General features: G+C 36.5%; 23 protein-coding genes, 1 tRNA gene and 1 riboswitch. Of the genes, 1 reads left to right on the forward strand and 23 read right to left on the reverse strand.

What is annotated here, in order from left to right:
* Positions 1-87: 87 nt before the first annotated feature.
* The 20 genes from Q5O86_RS00455 to Q5O86_RS00550 all read right to left on the reverse strand — a co-directional run bounded on the left by Q5O86_RS00455 (position 88) and on the right by Q5O86_RS00550 (position 19,846).
* Positions 88-172: transfer RNA gene (locus Q5O86_RS00455), tRNA-Ser, on the reverse strand.
* 159 nt (positions 173-331) lie between these two features.
* On the reverse strand, positions 332-1,033 hold the full coding sequence (ispD, locus tag Q5O86_RS00460) for a 2-C-methyl-D-erythritol 4-phosphate cytidylyltransferase (protein ID WP_302625191.1): 702 nt from the start codon (positions 1,031-1,033) through the stop codon (positions 332-334).
* A 47-nt stretch (positions 1,034-1,080) separates the two neighbouring features.
* Entirely contained in the window at positions 1,081-2,121 is a 1,041-nt protein-coding gene (gene tsaD, locus Q5O86_RS00465) for a tRNA (adenosine(37)-N6)-threonylcarbamoyltransferase complex transferase subunit TsaD (protein WP_302625192.1), read from the reverse strand.
* The gene (locus Q5O86_RS00470; protein WP_302625193.1) at positions 2,114-3,022 is read right to left on the reverse strand and encodes a ribonuclease Z; all 909 of its coding nucleotides are present in this window, start codon (positions 3,020-3,022) and stop codon (positions 2,114-2,116) included. Before Q5O86_RS00470 ends, tsaD begins: the two co-directional genes overlap by 8 nt.
* An 18-nt stretch (positions 3,023-3,040) precedes the next feature.
* Positions 3,041-3,280, reverse strand: coding sequence for a hypothetical protein (locus Q5O86_RS00475; protein ID WP_302625194.1), 240 nt, complete (start codon positions 3,278-3,280; stop codon positions 3,041-3,043).
* 177 nt (positions 3,281-3,457) lie between these two features.
* Positions 3,458-3,898 (reverse strand): ribosomal protein S18-alanine N-acetyltransferase, encoded by a 441-nt coding sequence (gene rimI, locus Q5O86_RS00480; RefSeq protein ID WP_302625195.1) that lies wholly within the window; start codon positions 3,896-3,898, stop codon positions 3,458-3,460.
* Entirely contained in the window at positions 3,885-4,604 is a 720-nt protein-coding gene (gene tsaB / locus Q5O86_RS00485; RefSeq protein WP_302625196.1) for a tRNA (adenosine(37)-N6)-threonylcarbamoyltransferase complex dimerization subunit type 1 TsaB, read from the reverse strand. The genes rimI and tsaB overlap by 14 nt, the downstream gene beginning before the upstream one ends.
* A gap of 9 nt (positions 4,605-4,613) precedes the next feature.
* Positions 4,614-5,036, reverse strand: a complete 423-nt coding sequence (gene tsaE, locus Q5O86_RS00490; protein ID WP_302625197.1) for a tRNA (adenosine(37)-N6)-threonylcarbamoyltransferase complex ATPase subunit type 1 TsaE — start codon at positions 5,034-5,036, stop codon at positions 4,614-4,616.
* A gap of 138 nt (positions 5,037-5,174) precedes the next feature.
* On the reverse strand, positions 5,175-5,786 hold the full coding sequence (locus Q5O86_RS00495) for an ECF transporter S component (protein ID WP_302625198.1): 612 nt from the start codon (positions 5,784-5,786) through the stop codon (positions 5,175-5,177).
* A gap of 32 nt (positions 5,787-5,818) precedes the next feature.
* Positions 5,819-6,292, reverse strand: coding sequence for a 6,7-dimethyl-8-ribityllumazine synthase (gene ribE / locus Q5O86_RS00500; RefSeq protein WP_302625199.1), 474 nt, complete (start codon positions 6,290-6,292; stop codon positions 5,819-5,821).
* Between the two features lie 24 nt (positions 6,293-6,316).
* Positions 6,317-7,528, reverse strand: a complete 1,212-nt coding sequence (locus Q5O86_RS00505; RefSeq protein ID WP_302625200.1) for a bifunctional 3,4-dihydroxy-2-butanone-4-phosphate synthase/GTP cyclohydrolase II — start codon at positions 7,526-7,528, stop codon at positions 6,317-6,319.
* 9 nt (positions 7,529-7,537) lie between these two features.
* Positions 7,538-8,188, reverse strand: coding sequence for a riboflavin synthase (locus tag Q5O86_RS00510; protein ID WP_302625201.1), 651 nt, complete (start codon positions 8,186-8,188; stop codon positions 7,538-7,540).
* Between the two features lie 5 nt (positions 8,189-8,193).
* Positions 8,194-9,279 (reverse strand): bifunctional diaminohydroxyphosphoribosylaminopyrimidine deaminase/5-amino-6-(5-phosphoribosylamino)uracil reductase RibD, encoded by a 1,086-nt coding sequence (gene ribD / locus Q5O86_RS00515; protein ID WP_302625213.1) that lies wholly within the window; start codon positions 9,277-9,279, stop codon positions 8,194-8,196.
* Between the two features lie 121 nt (positions 9,280-9,400).
* A riboswitch (FMN riboswitch) is annotated at positions 9,401-9,528 on the reverse strand.
* Between the two features lie 14 nt (positions 9,529-9,542).
* Positions 9,543-10,871, reverse strand: a complete 1,329-nt coding sequence (locus tag Q5O86_RS00520; protein WP_302625202.1) for an aspartate kinase — start codon at positions 10,869-10,871, stop codon at positions 9,543-9,545.
* Between the two features lie 177 nt (positions 10,872-11,048).
* On the reverse strand, positions 11,049-12,251 hold the full coding sequence (locus Q5O86_RS00525; RefSeq protein WP_302625203.1) for a cofactor-independent phosphoglycerate mutase: 1,203 nt from the start codon (positions 12,249-12,251) through the stop codon (positions 11,049-11,051).
* A gap of 42 nt (positions 12,252-12,293) precedes the next feature.
* A complete protein-coding gene (locus tag Q5O86_RS00530) occupies positions 12,294-13,493 on the reverse strand; it encodes a homoserine dehydrogenase (protein WP_302625204.1) in 1,200 nt (399 codons plus the stop codon).
* A 98-nt stretch (positions 13,494-13,591) separates the two neighbouring features.
* Positions 13,592-14,707, reverse strand: coding sequence for a peptide chain release factor 2 (gene prfB / locus Q5O86_RS00535; protein ID WP_302625205.1), 1,116 nt, complete (start codon positions 14,705-14,707; stop codon positions 13,592-13,594).
* 62 nt (positions 14,708-14,769) lie between these two features.
* A complete protein-coding gene (gene secA, locus Q5O86_RS00540) occupies positions 14,770-17,343 on the reverse strand; it encodes a preprotein translocase subunit SecA (protein ID WP_302625206.1) in 2,574 nt (857 codons plus the stop codon).
* Positions 17,344-17,524: 181 nt separating this feature from the next.
* On the reverse strand, positions 17,525-18,064 hold the full coding sequence (raiA, locus tag Q5O86_RS00545; RefSeq protein ID WP_302625207.1) for a ribosome-associated translation inhibitor RaiA: 540 nt from the start codon (positions 18,062-18,064) through the stop codon (positions 17,525-17,527).
* A gap of 477 nt (positions 18,065-18,541) precedes the next feature.
* Entirely contained in the window at positions 18,542-19,846 is a 1,305-nt protein-coding gene (locus Q5O86_RS00550) for a C40 family peptidase (RefSeq protein ID WP_302625208.1), read from the reverse strand.
* 217 nt (positions 19,847-20,063) lie between these two features.
* Here Q5O86_RS00550 and Q5O86_RS00555 point away from each other — a divergent pair, with 217 nt between their 5' ends.
* A complete protein-coding gene (locus tag Q5O86_RS00555) occupies positions 20,064-20,786 on the forward strand; it encodes an SDR family NAD(P)-dependent oxidoreductase (protein ID WP_302625209.1) in 723 nt (240 codons plus the stop codon).
* Between the two features lie 7 nt (positions 20,787-20,793).
* Here Q5O86_RS00555 and Q5O86_RS00560 read toward each other — a convergent pair whose 3' ends face one another.
* The 3 genes from Q5O86_RS00560 to Q5O86_RS00570 form a co-directional block, all read right to left on the reverse strand.
* Entirely contained in the window at positions 20,794-21,831 is a 1,038-nt protein-coding gene (locus tag Q5O86_RS00560; protein ID WP_302625210.1) for a leucine-rich repeat domain-containing protein, read from the reverse strand.
* Between the two features lie 41 nt (positions 21,832-21,872).
* Positions 21,873-23,555 carry a DUF6273 domain-containing protein gene (locus tag Q5O86_RS00565; RefSeq protein WP_302625211.1) on the reverse strand — a complete coding sequence of 561 codons (1,683 nt, stop codon included), beginning with the start codon at positions 23,553-23,555 and terminating at the stop codon, positions 21,873-21,875.
* 113 nt (positions 23,556-23,668) lie between these two features.
* Complete coding sequence (locus Q5O86_RS00570) at positions 23,669-24,472, reverse strand: aldo/keto reductase (RefSeq protein WP_302625212.1); 804 nt, start codon at positions 24,470-24,472, stop codon at positions 23,669-23,671.
* Positions 24,473-24,553 lie beyond the last annotated feature (81 nt).

Raw genomic sequence — 24,553 nt, forward strand, 5'->3', positions numbered from 1 at the left:
TTAACGACCTACTCCCTTTCCAGGGGAGCCCCTTCAGCCACTTGGGTACTTCTCCAAGCAGTTGACACTAAGTAGATTACTCTACAGCGGAGAAGGTGGGATTCGAACCCACGGTGGTACTACCCACACCGGTTTTCAAGACCGGCACCATAAACCACTCGGACACCTCTCCGTGCCACACGCTCTCGTGACGTGCTCGATTATATTATCACTATTTTTTCCATGTGTCAACACTATATTTAAACTTTTTTCAAAAATAATTTACTGTTTTTTCTGTAGCTCAGTATCTTATTTTGTCATAAAAACAATATATCTTTATTATTATGTAATATTACACAATATTTAGTGTATCCTCAAGAAATATCTCTGCCACTCTTATATCGTCCGGTGTTGTTATTTTTATATTTGTATAATCTCCATAAATAAACTTAACCTTTTTATCCGCATATTTTTCTACTACCATAGCATCATCCGTGATATTTCCGATTTCGTTATTCAACATTTTATCGTATGCCGACTGAACAAGCTCTCTCTCAAACGATTGCGGTGTCTGTGTAATCCAAAGTCTATTTCTATCCGGTGTTGTTTCTATAAACATTTCCTCCGATACCATCTTAATTGTATCCTTTACTGGCACTCCAACCACACACGCACCACTTTCTTTTGTTTGTGCAATACATTTTTGTATTATATTTTGATTTATTAGCGGTCTTGCACCATCATGAATCAATACAATATCTCCGTTAACTTTTGATAAACCATTATATACAGAATGATATCTCTCATTTCCTCCCGATATAATATCCGTTACCTTATTAAAATTATATTTCTCTACGATTTCTTTTCTACAATATTCTATATCTTCCTCAGCTGTTACTAAAACAATCTGCTCCACATTGCTTTTTTCAAATTCAAAAAGGGAATACCATAAAACCGGTTTTCCCTTCAATAACATAAATTGTTTCTTTATTTTACTGTTCATTCGGCTTCCGCTTCCGGCCGCCAACACAATTGCAGAAGCTTTATCTCCCATCTCTCTACTCCCTTCCGCTATTTTTATCCTTTTTGGTTGGTATGTATTTAACGCTCTCCTAATTTTAAATTTGGAATTGCATTTAAATCCCATCCATGTCTTACCCCATTCATATACTCATAATATGCAGCCGAGCCTATCATTACCGCATTATCTGTACACAAAATCGGAGAAGGTCTATAAAATTCTATCTCTCTTTTTTTACATTCACTTTCAAAAGCTTTTCTAATTGCAGTATTAGATGCTACCCCTCCTGCAATCGCCAGCTTTTTCATTCCTGTTTCTTCTATAGCATGCATCGCCCTTGTCAATAAAGACTCTACCACAGACTGTTGAAAAGAGGCTGCGATGTCTGCCTGATTTACTTCTTCGCCTCTCATCTTTGCCCCATTAATTTGATTTAGAACAGCAGATTTTAATCCGCTAAAGCTAAAGTCATAGACACTGTCTGTTATTTTTGCTCTGGGAAATTCAAACGCGTGTGGATTCCCTTCTCTTGCCACCTTATCAATTTTAGGTCCTCCTGGATATCCTAATCCAATAGCTCTTGCCACTTTATCGAAGGCTTCTCCCGCCGCGTCATCTCTTGTCTTTCCCAATATTTTGTATTTACCATATTCCTCGACAACAACCAAATGCGTATGTCCTCCCGACACAACGAGACAGACAAAAGGTGGTTCTAACTCTTTATTTTGTACATAATTTGCACAAATATGCCCTTCAATATGATGAACCCCAACCAATGGGATTTTTTTTGCATAACAAATAGCCTTAGCCTCAGCCACCCCTACAAGAAGTGCTCCCACAAGACCAGGTCCATAAGTAACTCCCACTGCGTCAATATCATCCAATGTGCAGTTTGCCTCATTTAATGCTTTTTCAATTACAAAATTAATGTTCTCTATATGCTTTCTCGAAGCAATTTCAGGAACAACTCCACCATAAAGCGTATGGAGGTCTATTTGAGAAGATATTACATTGGATAATACCTCTCTTCCATTTTCCACTACTGCCGCCGCTGTCTCATCACATGAACTTTCTATCGCAAGTATTTTTATATCTTTCACCACGCTACCTCTATCACTCATCAAATACTAAATCTACGGACATTCCATCCTTACCGGCTTTCGCATTTGGGAATATTTCTGTTACCGTATCCAAATACAATGCCGGTTTTATCAGAGATGGGCTATAATGTGTCAGCCACATTTCTTTTGGATTTGCCTCCTTTGCTATCATAGCCGCCTCTCTAAATGTCATATGTTTATATTCTCTAGCCTTTACATCTTTATCCGGCTCTCCATACATTCCCTCACATATAAACAAATCCGCATTTTTTGCTGCTTCTACAATAGAATCTACAGGTCTTGTATCTGTAGAATAAGTAACTTTCAATCCTTTTCGTGGTGCTCCCATAACCATATCCGGAGTATATTTCACCCCTTCTACCACAACTTCTTCTCCCTTTTGAAGAATGCTCCAATTCTGTATTGGAATATTTAATTCTTTCGCTTTTTCGACATTAAACTTTCCAATTCTATCTATCTCTATAGAATATCCATAGCATGTCACATTATGTTTGACTTTAAACGCATTGATTCGATATTCCTCAAACTGTATTGTCTGATAATTTTCTGTCAATTCTATAAACTCTATATCGAAAGGCAATTCCGGCGCAATCGTCCTCAACGAATTTACAACTCTTGTCAGACCCTTTGGGCCAATCATTGTCAGGGGCTTTGTTCTCTCAGCATTTCCCAAAGTCAAAAGTAATCCAGGCAGCCCACTGATATGGTCTGCATGATAATGTGTAAAACATATAACATCTATCGGCTTAAAGCTCCATCCCTTCTGCTTAATTGCCACCTGTGTTCCCTCACCGCAGTCTATCAAAATATTGCTTCCATTATATCTACACATTAATGACGTTAAAAAACGCCTCGGCAAAGGCATCATGCCACCTGTACCCAACAAGCATATGTCAAACATTTATTCCACCTTTTCTTTCTAAATCAATTCATTATATTCTGTTTCCTTAATAGGATATTTAAAATTTCGTATCATTTCATCATAACATTTCTCACATAAATCAAAAGCATGTCTCACTCCATCTTTATTTGAAAAATAATTCCATTTGTAATCTACAGATAATACTCCTTCCTGAATTATCTGATTTTGTACTTCAATTTTTCTACCACATCTATTGCAGTATAACTGTTCTAATTTTTCTTCCCTATATACTCTCATATCTTCCTCCTATGACTCATCTCAAAAATCGGTTTCAATTTGGTAAACAACAGAATATATCCCCCTCGCAGCATTCAATAAAAATCAATAAACTTTTATTCAATGTCGAAAAGAATAAAATCTCTAAAACAATTTTATTATTTTATTACCAAAAATCATAGTGGAAAGTTATTCCGCTTATAGTTTATGTTTCCACATAATAATAGCATTTTCTAAAGGTTTCTCATAAAAATTCTTCCTGATACCTGCCTCTTCAAATCCCATTTTTTCATATAAGCAAATCGCAGCTGCATTCGTCTCACGCACTTCTAATATCACATCTGTTACCCCTATTTGTTTTGCCCTTTCCAATATTTCACGAATTAAATTCTGTCCAATTTTTTTTCTTCGATAATTAGGATTTACGGCAACATTGGTTATGTTTCCTTCTTGAAAAGATATATACATACCGATATACCCTAACACTTCTTCTTTCTCTTTTGCCACAATATATAATGTATTTGTATTTTTCAGCGATTCTTCAAATGCTTTTTCAGACCATGGGAGAGAAAATATCTGACTTTCTATCTCTGAGACCTGTGCCAAATCTTCTTGAGCCATCTCCTTAATTTCCATCATTTTTTTCTTCCGTTTTTGCTTTTAATTCCCGTTCAGCCTGCGACAACCTCAGATATTCCGGTCTATGCTCTTTGGCTGATTCTACTTTGCCATTTTTGTAATATATCTCTGCCAGAGCCGCAAGACTTGAAGCCTTGTGCCGGTTCATGGATATCGGTGCATAATAATGTTCTGTCGCCATAGTCGTGTCAATAATTTCTCTGTCAACAGTTATAGCATCTCCCAAAAACATTACCGGTCTTCCAATCTTATCCAGCTCATAAATCAAATCCTGAATCATCATAATACACTGAGACTTTATAATTTCCATATCCGTACCATGAAAGCGATATATTCCTGTGTATACCTGTTGTCTTCTTGCATCCATTATTGGACACACAATATACTGGGACGAAAAAAGATTATATGCCAACGCATCTATTGTCGGTACATTAATAATAGGTTTTCCAAGTGCCAGACCAATCCCTTTTGCTGTAGCACTCCCTATTCTAAGACCGGTATAAGAGCCGGGGCCTCCCGTGACAGCTATCGCATCAACGCTTTCTATATCCAATTCTATCATCTTACTGATTTCATCAATCATTGGTAGTAATGTCTGGGAATGTGTTTTTTTATGATTTATCGTATATTCGGCATTTAGGACACCATCTGTTGTTACTGCCACAGTAGCTACCATAGATGAACTGTCAATCGCTAATATTCTCATTTCTCTCTCCTAATCGCTTATCGAAATCTTTCTATAATCAAGTCCCTGATTCAAATCTTTTTCTATTAAAATCCTTTTCGCACTATCCGGTATTAATTCGTCTATTAACTGAGACCATTCAATCAGGCATACGCCCTCTCCAAAAAAATAATCTTCATAACCCAGCTCATACATTTCTTCGGGTTCACCGATTCGGTAAACATCTAAATGATACAATGGAATTCTTCCATCATCATATTCCTGAATAATTGTAAATGTAGGACTATTCACGACCTCATCTATTTCAAGGCCTTTAGCAAATCCTTGAGTAAATACTGTCTTTCCAACGCCCAAATCACCGTCAAGACATATGATATCTCCCGGCACTGCTGCCTGTCCGATTTTCTTTCCCAATTCAAAAGTCTCCTGCGGAGACATTGTCTCATAAATCATTTGTCCTCCATTTTAACGAAAAAGAATATTGTCTATCATCATTCGAGCTTATTATAAACTCCTATCTGATTATAAACAATATTCTTATAATTTTCAAACCTTATTCTTTGCAATAATACTCATATTGCACAATAACTATTATTTTTTGTTCCCGATGCTTTTAATAAATGTACTAATTCGTTTATATAAAATAAATGTTACCAGACTATCAATAAATCCTTTTAATATATTAAAAGGTGCAACACATATTAAAACCAATGTAAATTTATTATTAATTAACGGATTAATACTTGTTCCGGCAGCAATGATATCATCTAACGGCATTCCAAATGCTTTTACAAAAAATGGTATCATTATAAAATAATTTAATATTGCTCCTGCCGCTGCCATCGTTAATGTCCCTACACCCATTCCAATGAGCGCACCTTTTTTGGTTTTTAATTTACGGTAAATAATACTTGCCGGAAGAACCAGACAACAGCCAATACAAAAGTTTGCAAAATCACCCACATAAGCTGTTGTTGTTCCCTTAATTAATAATTTCAACAAAATTTTAATAGCTTCCATTACGACACCCGCTACAGGTCCCATAATAAATGACCCAATCAAAATAGGAATCTCACTTAAATCAATCTCATAAAATGAGGGCGCAATAAAAGGAATTGGAAATTCCAATATCATTAAAACTGCTGCAAGCGCAGAAAATACAGCCATTAATACCAAATTCTTTGTTGTAAATAAATTCTTCATTTGCTTTCTCCTTTATATTTCATTTAATATTATTACATTTGCTCCATTAAATTTACCATCTCAATAGCCGACAAAGCACAGTCATAACCTTTATTACCTGCCTTGCTGCCCGCACGGGCAATTGCCTGTTCAATATTTTCTGTAGTTATCACGCCAAACAATACAGGTACCCCTGTATTAAGCCCAACCTGGGCTACTCCCTTTGAGACTTCATTACATACATAATCATAATGGGTGGTATCACCACGAATTACTGCACCTACACAGATTACTGCATCATACTTTCCTGACCGGGCCATTTTTGATGCCACCACAGGAATCTCAAATGCTCCCGGAACCCACGCTGCTGTAATATTATTTTCCTCCACACCGTGACGAACCAGCCCGTCTACCGCACCGCCAAGAAGTTTATTTACAATAATCTCATTAAATCTGGCTGCCACAATTGCAACTTTCATCCCTTCTTTCGCAACCACTTTTCCTTCTAATAACTGAATATTTTTCATTTTACTTTCCTCCTTTATCTGTATTTATAAATTTATTTTGTTAAAAATGTGTCCCATTTTTTCTTGTTTAGTCTTCATATATTGAAAATCAAACTGCTGCGGTGCAATCTCAATAGGAACCCGCTCTTTTATCACCAGTCCAAATCCTTCTAATCCATATACTTTATCCGGATTATTGGTCAATAACCGCAAAGACTTAACACCTAAATCTGATAGTATCTGCGCTCCGACCCAATATTCCCGCAAATCCGGAGCAAACCCTAACTTAATATTTGCCTCCACAGTATCTAAGCCCTTTTCCTGCAATTCATACGCCTTTAATTTATTAATCAGACCGATACCTCGGCCTTCCTGACGCATATATAAAATAATACCTCGGCCTTCCTCTTCTACCTGCTGCATTGCACTTTGCAGCTGCTCCCCGCAGTCACATCTTCTTGAGCCGAATGTATCACCGGTAAGACATTCCGAATGAACACGGCAGAGAACATCCTCTCCATTGCCTATATCCCCTTTCACCAAAGCCACATGATGCTCTCCGGTAATTTCATTCACATAACCATATATTTGAAAATTTCCATAACGGGTAGGCATTTTTGCGCTTGCTTCCTGCACAACATGCTTTTCATGAATACGGCAATAATCCTGCAATTCTTTTATTGTAATAAATTTAAGATTGTATTCCTGTGCTAATTTCCATAGATTCGGTGTGCGCATCATAGTCCCATCGTCTTCCATAATCTCACAGCAAATTCCACATTCCTTAAGTCCCGCTAATCTCATCAAATCCACTGTTGCTTCTGTATGTCCATTTCGCACAAGAACACCGCCTTTTCTGGCAACTAACGGAAATACATGCCCCGGTCTTCTCAAATCCTGTGGATTTGTATTATCATCCACACATTTCATTATTGTATAGGAACGCTCTTTTGCAGAAATCCCTGTTGTTGTATCCATATGGTCAATTGAAACTGTAAAAGCGGTACTATGATTGTCTGTATTTTCAGATACCATCTGCGGAAGTCCCAGTTTACCTGCAATTTCAGAACTCATAGGTGTACAGATAAGTCCTTTTGCATGACATGCCATAAAATTAATATTCTCCTGCGTCGCAAATTCAGCCGCACAAATCATGTCTCCTTCATTCTCCCTATCCGGGTCATCCGTAACAAGAATAATCTTTCCTGCTCTTAAATCACTCAACGCATCTTCAATTGTATTGTACTGATAACTCATAATTGCCTCCTATAATATGTACTCCTCTAACATTTCCATTGTAATTCCACTTGTACTTTCTTCATTTTTATATTCAAACCGTAGGAGCTTTTGAACATATTTTCCAATGATATCATTTTCCAGATTGACCACATCTCCCCGCTTCTTTTTTAGCAAAGTAGTCTGCTGCCCGGTATGTGGTATGACAGATACTTGAAATCCCGAATCACAAACCGATGCCACCGTAAGGCTAATTCCATCGATACAGATAGAACCCTTTTCTATAATTAGCTGTAAAATTTTTTCCGAAGTTTCTATCGTAACCCATACCGCATTTTCCTCTTTTTTTATGCCGGTGATTTTCCCTGTTCCATCAATATGTCCCGATACAATATGTCCGCCGAATCTTCCATCTGCTGACATGGCACGCTCCAAATTAACAACATCCCCTTTTTTAATACAATTAAGATTGCTTCTTCTCACTGTTTCTGCCATAATATCTGCGGTAAAACCATCCTTTTCTAAAGATGTCACTGTAAGACATATTCCATTCACGGATATGCTGTCTCCAATCTTTGTCCCCTCCAGCACTTTATCTGCCTGAATCTCAATTTGTCCGGAGTTCCCACGCATATTGATATTTCTTATTTTTCCCAACTCCTCAACAATTCCTGTAAACATATTTCTTACCTCATCATATATTCTAACAATAGGTCCTCACCTATTTGTCTGACACATTTTAACTTCATATTGATTGCCTCTGACGGTTCCTTTACTCCTATACCTGCTACCGGAGTTTTGCTTTTCTCTCCGCCAAATACCTTTGGTGCCACAAACATCTTAAGCTCGTGGACAATTCCTGCCTGTAATGCACTATCATTCAAAGTTCCGCCACCTTCTAAAAGAATGCTGTCAATGCCCCGTTCTCCTAAATATTTCATCAAAGCATTCAAGTCTATGTTTCCATTTTTTACAGTACAGTGAATTAACTGTACTCCTAATTTTGTCAACTGCTCTATTTTTTTCGGATTCCCCTCATTATAAGCAATAATAGTTTTATATCTTTCAGCCGTTTTACATATCTGACAATCAAGAGGTATCCTTAATTTCGTATCACAAATAATTCGAACCGGACTTTTCTTTCCTTCTATCCGTGTGTTTAACATCGGATTGTCTGCAAGCACTGTTCCAATACCGACCATAATTCCTGTGTATCTATGTCTCATTCGCTGAACTTCATTTCTTGCCGCCTCCCCGGTAACCCATTTGGAAGCACCCGTTTTTGTGGCAATTTTTCCATCAGCAGTCATGGCATATTTCATCACAACATATGGAGTTTTTTTAGTAATATAGTGAAAAAATACTAAATTTAATTCATCGCACTCCTGTCTCATAAAATCCTCTTCCACCTGTACCCCTGCATTGCGAAGAATCTCCACTCCTTTCCCCGATACCTTAGGATTAGGGTCTCTCGAACCAATTACTACTCTGGCAATCTTTTGCTCTAAAATAGCCTCTGTGCACGGTGGGGTTTTTCCAAAATGACAACAGGGTTCTAAAGTTACATACATCGTTGCCCCTTCCGCTGACTCCGTAAGGGATGCAATGGCATTGCGCTCCGCATGCAATTGACCGCACCTGGCATGATACCCTTCGCCGATAATTTTTCCGTTTTTTACGATTACTGCCCCCACCATAGGATTTGGTGACACCCAGCCTTCCCCATTCCTTGCCAATTCTATTGCCCTTTTCATATAGTCTCTATCTACCATAGTTTTCACAATTCCTTCCAAAAAAGAAAAGCCCTGAATAAATTCAGGGCTAAAACACTACACAACTATAACAATCATGCCACCTCACTTTTCATATTACAGGCAACACATCATCATATTGTTTTATCTTCTCTCATCCAGACTTTACTGTCGGTTATGGAATCACACCATATCATGCCTTACGGCTCGCTGACTTATGCAAATGCAAATACAGCCGGTAGGGAATTGCACCCTGCCCCGAAGAATTATTATCTATTTTATCTTTATTTCTGCACTTTGATAAACGCATTATATATAGCTCTCATTGCAACTTCAAAGTCCTCTTCTGCAACACCTATGATAATGTTAAGCTCCGAAGAACCCTGGTCAATCATTTTAATGTTGACTCTTGCATCTGCTAACGCTGTAAAAAGAATTGCCGCCGTACCTCTGGCGCTCTTCATTCCTCTCCCAACAACTGCAATCAGTGCTAAATTGCTTTCTATATATAACTGGTCCGGATGCACTCTCGACCTGATTTCGTCTAAAATTGCTGTTTCCTTACCAGCTAATTTATCTGTCTGTATAACGACACTCATCGTATCTACACCGGATGGCATATGTTCAAAACTTACACTGCTCTTTTCGAGAGCGCGAAGAACATTTCTTCCAAATCCGATTTCACTGTTCATTTTATCTTTTTCAATATTGATTACCGACATACCTTTTTTTCCGGCAATTCCTGTTATAATATGCTCACATGGTTCTGCCGTCTCGGAAACAATCATTGTTCCTCTGTCCTGAGGACAGTTTGTATTCTTAATATTCACAGGGATGCCTGCTGCTCTTACAGGAAAAATTGCATCCTCATGAAGTACCGTTGCTCCCATATATGCTAACTCTCTAAGTTCCATATAAGTAATGGTATTAATCGGCTCTGGATTATTAACAATTCTCGGGTCACAGATTAGAAAACCACTTACATCCGTCCAGTTTTCATAAATCTTTGCCTCTGCTGCTCTTGCAACAATCGAACCTGTAACATCAGAACCTCCCCTGGAAAATGTTTTAATTGTTCCATTTGGCATAGAACCATAAAATCCCGGTATTACTGCTCTGTCTGTTGTGGCAAGTTTTGGAGCTAATTTTTTTTCTGTCTTTTCCCAGTCAAACTGTCCCAACTCATCAAAATAAATGTATTTTGCAGCATCAATAAAATCAAAGTCAAGATACTTTGCAAGCACTTTACTGTTAAGATATTCTCCACGGCTGGCTGCATAATCACGTCCGGCCATATGAGAAAATGCTCCTTTTATTACTTCAAATTCATCCTCAAGAGAAAAATCCTCAATCCCCAAATCTGCAATTATGGTGTTATATCTCTCCTTAATTGCCTGAAACTGTTCGTCAAATTCCTGACCATCTGTTGCCAGTTCATAACACTGGTAAAGCATATCCGTAACTTTAATATCTTCTACAAATCTCTTTCCAGGTGCAGATGCAACTACAAAACGTCTTGTCGAATCAGCCAGAACAATATCTGCAACTTTTTTGAACTGATTTGCATCCGCTAATGAACTTCCACCGAACTTTACAACCTTTGTCTCCTTCATTTTATGCTTTTCTCCTTAATCAACTATTTTTCAACATAGTAAATTTACTTTTTACATAAGCCTATTTATTATGCCGGAATGAAATATCTTTCTTATTTTATATACTATGTAAAACTTTGTACTTGTTTCCGTACCTGCTTATTTTACTCTAAAAATATTATTTTAGGGTAAATGTTTTTATTTTGATAACAGATATGTCATCATCTCATATCCGTTTGCCATAAAAATGCCACTTTCCTTACCACATTTTTCTGTGTAATCCAATTCCCCATCCTTAATATCAGTACTATCATATAACATATACGGAACAGGGTCACTTGTGTGAGTTCTCACACATATCGGCGTTGGATGATCCGGCATTACAAGCATCCTGTAATCCTCACCGGATTTATCAAGCGCTTCTGTCACCGGCTTGATTACTCTTTTATCGAGATTTTCAATTGCCTTCACTTTTCTTTCCACACTGCCCTGATGTCCCATCTCATCCGGAGCTTCGACATGTATATACGCCAAATCAAATTCCTCATTCAAAAGAACATCTACAGCAGCCTTTGCTTTGCCTTCATAGTTTGTTTCCAGACCTCCGGTTGCCCCTTCCACTTCAATTACTTTCATTTCAGAACCTACAGCAATTCCCTTTAATAAGTCTACTGCTGAAATCATGGCACCCTTTTTTCCATTCTTTTCTTCAAATGAGGTTACACAAGGTCTTGTTCCTGCCCCCCAGAACCAAATAGAATTTGCAGGATTCAACCCTTTTTTCATTCTTTCTATATTAATCGGATGATTTGCCAGTATGTCATAACTCTTCTTTTGCATTTCCCTAAGCACTTTGTCTTTTGGAAGATATTGTCCAATCTTTTGTCCCAAAACATCATGCGGAGGTGTCAGGTCTACAACACTACCTTTATCCCAAATGGTTAGATGTCTGTAACTTGTTCCAACATAAAATTTATAAATATCTGTTTCCAGTTCTTTTTTTACTGCTTCCAAAAGGACAGCGGCATCTTCTGTATCAATCTCACTGGCGCTATGGTCAATAATAGTTTTTTCTTCGTATGGCAGGTCATCTGTAGATACTGTGACAATATTACATCTAAGCGCAACATCTGTAGTTTTCATATCCACACCAATGCTCAAAGCCTCCAACGGAGAACGACCTGTATAATATTTTTTAGGGTCATATCCTAAAACTGAGAGATTTGCAGTATCACTTCCCGGTTTCATCCCTTCCGGAATCGTATGTACCAGACCTATTTCTGACATTTTAGATAATCTATTCATCGTAGGAGTATCAGCATATTCCAATGGTGTTTTATTCCCTAACTCTTCTATTGGCTTATCAGCCATCCCATCTCCCAATACAACGATATATTTCACTTTCTGCCTCCTAATATTTCAATTTTCAAATTTAATGTTAAACTATTCTTCCACTCTTATTCTAGAGATAATGCCAAGTTCCTCTGCCTTCGCAGCAAATTTTTCTTCACTCATCTTTTCCGTTACAAAGCCTGTTTCCCCTGCGATACCTGCATCGACATAATCTACATTGTCAAACACTGTCGCAACTTTATCTTTTGAGGCACTTGTTCTGACAAAAAATCTCTTTTTGGACTTTGAAAAATCTTCTAACTCTAACTTTTCTTCTTCCCACATTACTGTTGTGGAAACATTCAAATGACGTACACTGTCGACTACGTCTGATACAACTGCACTGGCCGTAGGCAATTTACCTGCACCACTGCCAATAAATACCAAATCACCTACCATATTTCCACGCACCAATATTCCATTGACAACGTCACTCACATTGTACAACGGATGTTTTGGTGATAACAGTCTCGGAGAAACAGACGCCACAACTGCGTCATCTTCATTCTTGCATTTTCCGAGTAACTTGATAGATTTTCCCATAACTTTTGCATATTTAAAATCTACATCTGTAATCTTTGAAATGCCTTCAGTGTAGATTTCCTCAAAATCAACTGTTTTTCCTTTCGCTAATGATGCAAGAATAGCAATCTTTCTCACTGCATCATATCCCTCAATATCAGCTTCCGGATTTCTTTCTGCATACCCTAAATCCTGTGCCTGCTTTAATGTGCTGTCAAAATCAGCACCCTCTTTATCCATTTTTGTTAATATATAGTTTGTTGTTCCGTTTAAAATACCTGTTATTTCACAGATTTTGTCCGCTGTAATATGCATGTTGATAGGACGGATAATCGGGATTCCTCCACCAACTGCCGCCTCAAATAAAAAGTTTCTGTTATTGCTCTGAGCAATTTTAATTAATTCTGCTCCATACTTCGCAACCAATTCCTTATTGGATGTACAGACACTCTTTCCTACCTCAAGCGCCGCCTTCACAAAATCATATGCCGGCTTTAATCCACCCATAACCTCAATGACAACTTCAACCTCAGGGTCGTTTAAAATCACATCATAATCATGTACCAATACACTTTCACAAGGGTCTCCTGGAAAATCTCTCAAGTCCAATACATACTTGACATCAATTTCTTCTCCTGCATTTGCAGTAATCAAGTCCTTATTTTCATTAATAATTTCAAAAACACCCGAACCTACTGTACCATATCCTAAGATTGCAACTTTAATCATATTAACTCCTCACTTGTTTATGTTTATTTCCCAATTTCTAATTTAGGCAGTCTATATTCGTAGATTTTAGCACGGATACTAATAATTATCAATATGAATTAATTATCTTTACTGATATTAATCCATTTTAAATATGCATTAATAAAAGGCTCAATATAACCGTCCATGACTTTTCCAACATCAGCCTGTTCTTCATTTGTCCTGTGATCTTTTACCATTGTGTAAGGCTGCATAACATAAGAACGAATTTGATTTCCCCATCCTATCTCTTTTACCTCACCTCTTATTCCTGAGCGTTTTTCCTCTTCCTCCTGTTTTTTCAGCACATAAAGTTTTGATTTTAACATTTTCATTGCCCTATCCTTGTTCTGCAGCTGAGAGCGTTCATTCTGGCATTGCACAACAATTCCGGTAGGCATATGCGTTATTCTGATAGCTGAGGATGTCTTATTAATATGCTGTCCTCCCGCACCACTCGACCTATATGTATCAATACGAATATCATCATCATTAATTTCAACATCTAAGTCTTCCTCTATGTCCGGCATAACATCACAGGAGGCAAAAGAGGTCTGCCTTTTTCCTGCCGCATTAAAAGGAGATATTCTTACAAGGCGGTGTACCCCTTTCTCTGATTTCAGATATCCAAATGCATTTTCTCCCGTCACCTGAAATGTAATAGACTTAATTCCAGCTTCCTCACCGTCAAGAAAATCTAATACTTCGATTTTAAAACCTTTACTTTCAGCCCATCTGGAATACATTCTAAAAAGCATGCTCGCCCAATCACAGGACTCTGTGCCACCTGCACCGGCATTTATCTTAACAACCGCATTGAGCCTGTCATATTCCCCTGAAAACAGTGTCTGTATTTTTACTTTTTCAAAATCAGCTATAAACTTTTTTAATTCTTCTTCTACTTCTTCCACAATACTTAAGTCCTCTTCTTCATCTCCCATTTCAATGAGAACTCCTAATTCCTCGTACTGTTCTTTCAAGCTCGTAATAATTTCCAAACTGTTTTGCAGCTGTTTCATCTCTCTGGTTAGCTCTTGGGACTTTTTCACATCATCCCAAAAATCCTGTGCCTCCATTGCCGCTTCTATCTCTTCTATTCTTTCTTTTTTGCTATCAATGTGGAATGACTCTTCCAATTCATTGACACTATCCTCATACTGACTCCACTGATATTTAAACTGTTCTAATTCAATCACATGAATACCTCATTTACTTTTATTTACTATTCTAAAGAAAAGACGGGCATTGCCCGTCTTTTTTATTTTAATCTGCCACAGCAATTCTTATACTTTTTACCGCTGCCACAAGGACACGGGTCATTTGGATAAACTTTTGCTTCCACTCTCTGCTTCGGCTTTTTCACGCCACCCTCGTCATCCTTATTGGTACCTGTAACCTTAGCCACCTCTTCACGCTCAACTTTCTGTTCTACCTGAATATGATATAAGGTCTTTATGGTATCAATTTTTATATTTTCTATCATGAAACCAAACATTTCAAATCCCTGGATTTTATACTCAACCGCCGGGTCTTTCTGACCGTATGCCATAAGACCAATTCCCTGTTTGAGTTGTTCCATATCATCCAGATGATCCATCCATTTTCTGTCGATAACTTTTAAGAGTACAATTCGCTCTAACTCTCTGATATGTTCCGGCTCAGGAAATTCTGATTCTTTTGCTTCATACAATTTCACAGCCTCTTCTTTTAACATCTGTTTAAATTCTGATTTGCTCATCTGCTGCGCTTCTTCTGCTGTGATGCTTAGCTTAAACGGAATAATCTCAAATAAGGATTGCTTGAGACCTGCCATATCCCAATCTTTAGATGTCTGTTCATCTCTGATAAACATATCTACCTGAGATTCTATTACCTCATGTACCATTTTAATAATAGCATCTCTCATATTTTCACCATTGAGAACTCTTGCTCTCTCTGCATAGATAATTTCCCTTTGGTCATTATTTACCTTATCATATTCCATCAGATTTTTTCTGATGCCAAAGTTATTTCCTTCTATCTTCTTCTGTGCTTTTTCGATAGTATTGGTAAGAGCCTTATGGTGTAATTCTTCATCTTCCGGTACACCGAGTGCATTAAATACAGTCATTAACTTATCAGATGCAAAAAGTCTCATAATATCATCCTCAAGGGAAATAAAGAATTTAGACTCACCTACATCTCCCTGACGACCGGAACGACCTCTCAACTGATTATCAATACGTCTGGACTCATGTCTCTCCGTTCCGACAATCTTGAGACCACCTGCTGCTCTTGCCTCATCATCTAATTTAATATCCGTACCACGTCCTGCCATATTGGTTGCAATCGTAACTGCTCCATGCTGTCCTGCCTGTGCTACAATTTCAGCCTCCATCTCATGATACTTCGCATTTAAAACCTTATGTGGTATTCCTCTCTTTTTCAAAACAGAGCTAATTTCCTCAGATGAATCAATGTTAATCGTACCAACCAGAACAGGCTGTCCTTTTTCGTATGACTGTTCAATCTCATCCGCTACAGCTTTTAATTTTCCACGTTTTGTCTTGAAAACAGCATCTTCTCTATCTATTCTAGCAATCGGTTTATTCGTAGGAATTTCTACAACATCCATGCTGTAAATATCTCTAAATTCTTTTTCTTCTGTAAGAGCTGTACCGGTCATCCCTGCTTTCTTTTCATATTTGTTGAAGAAATTCTGGAAAGTAATCGTGGCAAGGGTCTTGCTCTCTCTCTTTACTTTTACATGTTCCTTTGCCTCAATCGCCTGATGAAGTCCGTCAGAATATCTTCTTCCCGGCATAATACGTCCTGTAAATTCATCTACAATAAGCACTTCATCATCTTTTACGACATAGTCCTGATCTCTATGCATCAGATTATGAGCTCTGAGTGCAAGGATTACATTATGCTGAAGTTCAAGATTCTCTGCATCCGCATAGTTATCTATATGGAAAAACTTTTCTACCTTCGCAATACCGTCAGCTGTCAATGTGACAATTTTATCTTTTTCATTTACAAGAAAATCACCATCTTCTTCAATATCGACCCCCATAATAGCATCCATCTTGCTGAGTTCCGGACTCGCTGTTCCTCTCTCCATCTGTCTTGCAAGAATGTCACACATCTCATATAGTTTTGTTGATTTACCACTCTGTCCCGAAATAATCAGAGGTGTTCTCGCCTCATCAATTAAAACAGAGTCAACCTCATCGATAATACAATAAGAAAGTCCACGCTGAACTAACTGTTCCTTGTAAACTACCATGTTATCTCTCAGGTAATCAAATCCCAATTCGTTATTTGTAATATATGTTATGTCACAGTCATACGCTTCCTTTTTTGCCTCATGCTCCATGTCGGCCAAAACGCATCCCACTGTAAGACCAAGATATCTGTGTACCTGTCCCATCCATTCCGCATCACGAGTCGCAAGATATTCATTTACCGTTACAATATGAACACCCTTTCCTGCAAGCGCATTCAAATACGCCGGAAGTAAACAGGTCTGTGTTTTTCCTTCACCTGTTTTCATTTCTGCAATACGACCTTCGTGTAAAATGATTCCACCCATAATCTGGCATGGATAATGCTCCGTTCCAAGGGTTCTCTTTGTAGCCTCCCTCACCAATGCAAATGCTTCAGGTAAGATGTCGTCCAAAGTCTCCCCATTTTTTAATCTCTCTTTAAACTCTGCTGTTTTTGCTTTCATCTGTTCTTCACTTAATTTTTCCATCTCCGGCTTTAAGCTGAGAACCTTATCTAATGTAGATTGATGTCTTTTTAATTCACGCTCACTGTGCGTTCCTATGATTTTACTAATTACGCTCATGGTAATCTCCTCTAATATATTTACCGCTGTTACCGGCACGTTAATAAATATCTTACCATTTTCATAGCCTTAATTCAATATTTTAGATTTTATTTTATTGTAAACATTGTAAAAGTTCTGTTAAATTTATAAATGGCGGTGAAAAATCCACCGCCATAATCTTTTCAATATTTAGTTGTATCTAGTCAAACATAGGCTCTATCAAACCATATGTATCACCTTTTCGCTTATAGACAACATTTACTTCATCTGTCTCAGCGTTCAGAAAAACAAAGAAATTATGTCCTAGAAGTTCCATCTGAACACATGCCTCTTCCGGGTCCATAGGTTTAATACCAAAACTTTTTGTTCTTACAATCTTGATATCATCTTCTTCGTCATCATCATAATCTGCTTCAATGTAATCTGTAGCAAATTCTTCTCTATAGGCCTTTTTCTTATCAATAAGCTTATTCTTATATCTTACAAGCTGACGCTCTATAGTCTCCTCAACCATATCTATAGATGCGTACATGTCTTCACTGATTTCTTCCGCTCTGATAATATTTCCCTTAACCGGAATTGTTACCTCCACTTTTTGCTCGTTTCGGTTAACACTAAGTGTAACGTCTGCTTTCGTCTCCTCTGCAAAATACTTGTCCAGCTTTCCGAGCTTCTCTTCTACTGCACTTCTGATACCCTCTGTTACCTCAATATTTTTTCCGAAGATTTTAATTTTCATGGTACCACTTCCTTTCATTAACTAGTATGTAAATTATACCATAACAGCAGTATATTCCACAAGAAAAATCACACTTTTTTCAGGAATTATTTTTGTAATCTCAAAAGTTTATACATTTTCCATATTTTTGTATAACTTGCACAATTTTTTCACATATATTCATTTTTCAACATAATTTGACATAAAAGTTATTAACACGAGTTATTAACATCTTTTTCTAATGTTCTTTCTCGACAAAATGGGTTATTAACCGAGTTATTAACATTATTAACGCTTTTTATCATCCTTTTATGTAAATCTTTGTCGAATTATAAAAGAACAGGCGTTTTGTTAACATCTTATAAACTTGTGCATTTTTTACATATTCACTTGACTTTTTTCTTTTTTAACCAATACCGGTGTTTAGTATCTTTTTAATAAACATAAATTATCATTTCATAGAAAAAGACCTTACCATTCCGTAAGGTCTTCTCATATCTAATTAATAATTCTTCGCGCTGCACAAGGTGAACCCATGCCACTGATAATAATTCCTGTTTCTTCTGTTGATGCGTGGATAATTTGTCCTCCACCTATGTAAATTGCAACATGGCTGATTGTAGAACCACCATACTTGTAAAATAACAAATCTCCAGGCTGTAACTCACTCATAGATACCGAACGTCCATTGTATACCTGAGTATATGAAGACCGGTTCAATGAATAACCGAAATGTGCGTATACTGACATTGTAAATCCGGAGCAGTCTGTTCCATTTGTCAAACTCGAACCTCCCCATACATATGGATTTCCGAGGAATTGTTTTGCATATGCTACAACTGCCGAAGCACCACCACTACTTGATGAATCTCCATATGACTGCTTTGGTGTAGACTGAGTGTTATTATTTGATGATTGATTGTTTGTATTCTGTCGAGGAGTATAGTTGCTGCTATTATCGTCGTCATTATTATCGTTATTATTATTTTGTTCCTGCTGCTGTGCCGCAAGACGTTCCTGACGTTCTCTCTCCTCTGCCTCCTTCTGCTTTCTTATCATCTCTTTTTCTTCTTTTATTGTAATAGCAGTCTCCATATCAATACTAACTTTTACGAATTTAGAAGAAACCCAGCCGCCAACGCCGGCTCTTATTTTAATTTTTACCCATTCACCATTTTTGCTAAACTTCTTAATAACATATGTCTCATTATGATAAACGTTTGTAACTACATCCGACTCTGTTGTCGCCGATTTTCTTACATGGATTCCTGTATCTTTTATATTTGCAAAAACATAACCGTCATCTAATGCATAATCCTCTGCTTTACTGCCTGTCACGAAATACTCTGCTTTGATATAGCCTGTACAATTTCCAGATACAATTTTATACCAGCCATCATCTGTCTTATCAAGTATTCTTGCACCACAATTATTATATATCTTTCCTACAATTTTTGATTTTGTACTGGCTTTCTTACGGACATTTACATATCCCTCTTCGCCGCCATCTACCTTAGCTATGGCTATATCATTAAAATACTCAGCGCTCTTTGTCGCTGCTTTTTTGGTAGTCTTCGCAGTCTTTTCACTTTTTGCCACTGTGTCAACGGCTTCTTTTGGAAGAAATGATGCCAAATCACTCTCATCCCCTACATTTGCAATATAATTTTCTATCGCAACCGCTGCCCCTGCACTCGCCTCCTCGATGTTTAACTCTTCAGCAAACATCGGTTGAGTCAATGTAACTGCCATTACTACTGCCAATGCTCCTCCAGCTATTTTTTTAGAATAATAATATCTCATGAAAAATTAGCCTCCAATATTATTTTTTTGTTTTAAAGCCTAATCTAAATGTTACATTTTTGTTACAATTATAGCATTCGCATAATTGCTTGTCAACATAAATGAATGAGATTATGTAAATCAATATGATTACTGACTATTTTAACATATCTGAAAAACACAATTTATGCTATACTATAATTTAATTCATATTATTTAAGGAAAAGAGGTAGAAACCATGAAAAAAACTGTATTAATCACAGGAGCTTCCGGAGGAATTGGAGCAGAATTATGCCGATTCTTTATCAAGCATAACTATACTGTTATAGGAATATATTTCTCTGATTATACTTCTATCCAAAATTTATCTTACGAATTAGGAAATGATTTTCATTATTATAAATGTGATTTGTCTGATTTTGAATCAACGCATAAGTTGATTTCAGATATCACAAAAGATGAATTGCATTTAGATATTTTAATCAATAGTGCGGGCATTTCTTTCGTTGGCTTGTTGCAGGAACTTACCAAGAATGACTGGGATACTCTTTGGAATACAAATGTAACCTCTATGATTTCTCTTTCCAAAGAAATCATACCTATTTTTCTTAAAAACGGTGCCGGAAAGATTGTTAATATTTCTTCTGTTTGGGGAAATTGTGGTGCTTCCTGTGAAGTTGCATATTCTGCCACAAAAGGGGCTGTAAATTCTTTTACAAAAGCATTAGCAAAAGAGCTTGCGCCCTCTAACATTCAGGTCAATGCCATTTCCTGCGGAATTATAGATACCAAAATGAACCGACACTTATCAGAAGAAGATTTTTCAAATATTATAGAAGAAATTCCAGCAGGGCGAATCGGCACTCCATCCGATATCGCACAAGCTGTTTTTTCTATTATTAATGCCGGAAGCTATTTGACCGGACAAATTATTACAGTCGATGGAGGGTGGACAGTCTAAAGTGTTTTCATATGGCTATTGCATCTAGTCTATAGCCTAAATCCGTCAACTGTTCTAATACTTTTTTTCTATAGTAATTAACTTCATTATCTTCTTCACTATTATCCTCATATTCTCTACTAATAGATTTTAGCAAATTGTTAACTGACTGATTCGTAAGTTTTTTAGAAAATATAAGGTACTCAAAATCACCCAGCATTATCCCATCACTCTCTGGCGTAAAATAACAATCTGTCACCTTATATTTTTCCAAATCTATATTTTTTACTGTACTCGCAATCACTACTTTTTTTAAATTTCCCGCACAAGAAATTTCCTCCCATTCTAAAGGTGACTGTGGATAATAAATAGAAGAAATCGCAAATGTTTCACAGCCTTCCTCTATAATGAGTTCTTTTCTTTTACTAGGAACCCGTACGATTGTCTTTTTATCTTTCGTATATATTACCCCGTCAATACTGGTAAATTTTTTATCCCTTTTGCTTACAAAAAGATTTTGTGCCGGAATATATTCCATAACATCTAATGATAAATCTGTTGTAAAATATACATTTTTTACTGGAGTATATGCAAGAAATGTTCCCGTAGGACAACAATCCGGGTCTCCTTTTAAAGTTTCAAACTTTACTTTTCCCGGCATTTTTATTTTTGTCAGTCTTTTACATTCTGAAAATGCATGACTTTTTATTTTCGTTACACTTTTAGGAATTATAACCTGTTTTATACCAGTTCCACGAAACGCCCTTCTCTGAATTGATTTCACTGTATCTGCAATCTTTATTGTAATTAAGTTTTTGCAGCCATTAAATGCATCTTTTGAAATTGATGTTACACCTCTCTTAATTACAACCTTCTTAATCTTTTTATTTCCTTTATACTTCTTTGTATACTGCATTGGACCTTTTCCTTTTATCGTTACTGTCCCGTTTTTATATGTAATCTTTACATTATTTTTTGTTTTCGCACTCACACTATTTTCTGATAATACAGAAATCAAACAAACTGCTGCAAATACAAGCACTGCTACTTTTACAATTTTTTTCATCTTCTTCTCCTTCTATACTATAATCAATAAAAACATAAACTTCATTTTTTAATTATTGATTTTACTTTACTCCACTTTCCAAGGTAACGTTTTTCCTCAAAACTCTTAACGGCTCTTATACGAACGTAATATTTTGTTCTGTTTTTCCCCTCATCCATAAAAAATGCACTTGTAACTTTTTCATTCCATTCTATTAACTTATGCACATTTTTTCTGAATTTTTTATCAGTAGATAACCAGATTTCATAACCTGATGCCTTCTTGTCTTTTTTCCACTTTATTTTTAGCTTTGAAGATGTTTTGAACATCAATTTTTGTATCTTTATTCTCTTTGGTTTGACTGTAATTGTCATTTTTTTTGTTGTTTCTTTAAAAATATCAGTCTCTGCTGCCGTAATTGTTATAGTTGCTTTTCCATAGCCTTTCATTTTCACCTTACCTGCTGATGAAACTGTAACAATTTTTTTATTACTGCTCATATATGTCAATTTTCCACTGCTGTTTGATTTCACTCCCAAATCAAACTTTTTCTTACTATAGGTTTTCGTCATATTTTTTACTGTTAATTTCTGTAATGCCTTTTCCTTTTTCGGTTCTACTTCTCTCAATGTTCCATTACTATCCACTGTCCCTGCATAACTATATATATCCGAAAATGCTAAATCAAGATTTAAAGCTGGACGAACACCATTATAACAATTATAATTCTCGTCACCAGAAACATATATGTAACCCAAATGTCCTACACGCATTGTATGACCAAAATCATACCCCGGCGAACGTAACCACCAATCACAATTCCCTAAATAATTTCTACTTTTACTATTCCATACACCCATGGCTTTTGCGTAAGTTGTACTTTTACTTCTTTTTGCCTCATCATACTCTTTGCCAGAAGACATATATCCCAAACCTACAGCATCACTTCCACTCATCTCCGATTCCGACAACAAAAATATTTTGTCTACCATTTGATAGCTCCCAATTTCAACATTATTATATCCTTTATATTTATAATTTTCTACTATACTGTTTTTAATTGCAGATTTCTCTCTATTTGTAAAAGCTGCATCAATAAAATTGTCGGAAAAATGACCACTTTCATTTTTATCCATAGTTACACTCTTCCAATTATAACCATTTAACCATGCCCTTAAAGCGCTTTCTTCCGAAGAATAACTAAATTCTAAGTCATACTTTTTATTGTCTAAAACTTTGTCTGACAAAAGCAATACTTCACTTCCTTTTACCTTTAATACTCTCCATTTAATTGGTTCATATTTAAAATAATGGTAAGTTGTATTATCTGACCAACTATAATAATATGAATTTTCAGCTGAATATTCTGCATCCCTCGCCTTGACTCTTCGATATTTATTTCCATTTACTGTAACATCACCATTACAATCCCATCCTTTTGTAGATTTTAATATACGATATAGTTTGTTATCTATAATATAATCATCATTACTTGCCCATACTTTTTTATACACACCACTATCTTTTGCTTTATCGACTATCTCTGTCTGTGGATAGCTTCCAAACCAGATACAACTATATGTTACCTTTTGACCTGTCTCCATACTTGAATCTGATACTATCACTGGATTTGTTACCTCTGTACCACTAATAATGGCTGCATCTGTAGCTACTGTTCTAAAAAATATTGTTATTGTTAGAGTAATTACAAAAATTTTTTTTGCTGTCCTTTCCCATTTTTTCATGTTTTTTTCCTCTCTTTCTCTTGTTATATTTATAAACGGGAACATTTACCATTTTATTGCAAAAAAATAAAACCAGATATCAAATCACATTGACATCCGGTTTTATTTTTAACTTATTTTCTATCTAAATATGCCATATCCTCTTTACTTATTTCAAAATCAAGCTTGGAATTGGATATAATTCTTTCTTCCTTTGTAGATTTTGGAATCACGGCATTTCCTTTTTGGATACAATACCTGATACAGATTTGTGGAATTGTGGCATCATATTTCTCTGCTATTTTTGCGATATATTCATCCTCAATAATTCTGCCTGTAGCAAGCGGCGAATAGGCAATTACCCGGATACCCAATTCATGGCATCTTTGCATTGTCTCTTCCTGTCTGTTTCCTATATGAAAACTTATCTGGTCACACATTGGAATAATTTTACAATTATTTATTATCGGCTCCAAATGTTCCGGTGAAAAATTCGAAACACCGATTGCTCTTGCTTTTCCACTTTCGTATATTTCTTCCATAGCTCTCCAGCTGTCTACATTTCCCTCAGCACAATCCATTCCCATTTTGTCCCAAGGCCAAGGGGCATGGATAATGTATAAGTCAATATAGTCCAATCCCAAATCTGACAACGACTTATCAAAGCACTGTTTTGCTACGTCATATCCCTTACATTCTGCCGGAAGTTTTGTTGTAATAAAAACTTCATTTCTCGGTATCCCCGAATCTCTTATTGCTTTTCCTACACTTTTCTCATTTCCATATGCTGCTGCCGTATCAATATGTCTGTAACCGTTCCTTAAAGCATATGTCACAGAATTATATGCATCTTCTCCCTCAGCAATCTGCCATGTGCCAAGTCCCACTTTTGGTATCCTCACACCGTTTTTTAATACAAAATATTCATTTAAAATCATTTGATAATCTCCCTGTATTATTTTAATTTTCTATTTTCCCATTTTCATATAATTTAATGTGAGCAGTGTCACAGATCGGAA

The sequence above is a fragment of the uncultured Eubacterium sp. genome, from assembly GCF_937958975.1.
In the GTDB taxonomy this organism is placed as follows: Bacteria; Bacillota; Clostridia; order Lachnospirales; family Lachnospiraceae; genus Eubacterium_G.

Coding starts and splice junctions, on each gene's coding strand:
- ispD (WP_302625191.1), bottom strand. CDS start 1,033: ATGGGAGATAAAGCTTCTGCAATTGTGTTGGCGGCCGGAAGCGGAAGC.
- tsaD (WP_302625192.1), bottom strand. CDS start 2,121: ATGAGTGATAGAGGTAGCGTGGTGAAAGATATAAAAATACTTGCGATA.
- Q5O86_RS00470 (WP_302625193.1), bottom strand. CDS start 3,022: ATGTTTGACATATGCTTGTTGGGTACAGGTGGCATGATGCCTTTGCCG.
- Q5O86_RS00475 (WP_302625194.1), bottom strand. CDS start 3,280: ATGAGAGTATATAGGGAAGAAAAATTAGAACAGTTATACTGCAATAGA.
- rimI (WP_302625195.1), bottom strand. CDS start 3,898: ATGATGGAAATTAAGGAGATGGCTCAAGAAGATTTGGCACAGGTCTCA.
- tsaB (WP_302625196.1), bottom strand. CDS start 4,604: ATGAGAATATTAGCGATTGACAGTTCATCTATGGTAGCTACTGTGGCA.
- tsaE (WP_302625197.1), bottom strand. CDS start 5,036: ATGATTTATGAGACAATGTCTCCGCAGGAGACTTTTGAATTGGGAAAG.
- Q5O86_RS00495 (WP_302625198.1), bottom strand. CDS start 5,786: ATGAAGAATTTATTTACAACAAAGAATTTGGTATTAATGGCTGTATTT.
- ribE (WP_302625199.1), bottom strand. CDS start 6,292: ATGAAAAATATTCAGTTATTAGAAGGAAAAGTGGTTGCGAAAGAAGGG.
- Q5O86_RS00505 (WP_302625200.1), bottom strand. CDS start 7,528: ATGAGTTATCAGTACAATACAATTGAAGATGCGTTGAGTGATTTAAGA.
- Q5O86_RS00510 (WP_302625201.1), bottom strand. CDS start 8,188: ATGTTTACAGGAATTGTTGAGGAGTTGGGAAAAATAAGAAATATCAAT.
- ribD (WP_302625213.1), bottom strand. CDS start 9,279: ATGGTAGATAGAGACTATATGAAAAGGGCAATAGAATTGGCAAGGAAT.
- Q5O86_RS00520 (WP_302625202.1), bottom strand. CDS start 10,871: ATGAAGGAGACAAAGGTTGTAAAGTTCGGTGGAAGTTCATTAGCGGAT.
- Q5O86_RS00530 (WP_302625204.1), bottom strand. CDS start 13,493: ATGATTAAAGTTGCAATCTTAGGATATGGTACAGTAGGTTCGGGTGTT.
- secA (WP_302625206.1), bottom strand. CDS start 17,343: ATGAGCGTAATTAGTAAAATCATAGGAACGCACAGTGAGCGTGAATTA.
- raiA (WP_302625207.1), bottom strand. CDS start 18,064: ATGAAAATTAAAATCTTCGGAAAAAATATTGAGGTAACAGAGGGTATC.
- Q5O86_RS00550 (WP_302625208.1), bottom strand. CDS start 19,846: ATGAGATATTATTATTCTAAAAAAATAGCTGGAGGAGCATTGGCAGTA.
- Q5O86_RS00555 (WP_302625209.1), top strand. CDS start 20,064: ATGAAAAAAACTGTATTAATCACAGGAGCTTCCGGAGGAATTGGAGCA.
- Q5O86_RS00560 (WP_302625210.1), bottom strand. CDS start 21,831: ATGAAAAAAATTGTAAAAGTAGCAGTGCTTGTATTTGCAGCAGTTTGT.
- Q5O86_RS00565 (WP_302625211.1), bottom strand. CDS start 23,555: ATGAAAAAATGGGAAAGGACAGCAAAAAAAATTTTTGTAATTACTCTA.
- Q5O86_RS00570 (WP_302625212.1), bottom strand. CDS start 24,472: ATGATTTTAAATGAATATTTTGTATTAAAAAACGGTGTGAGGATACCA.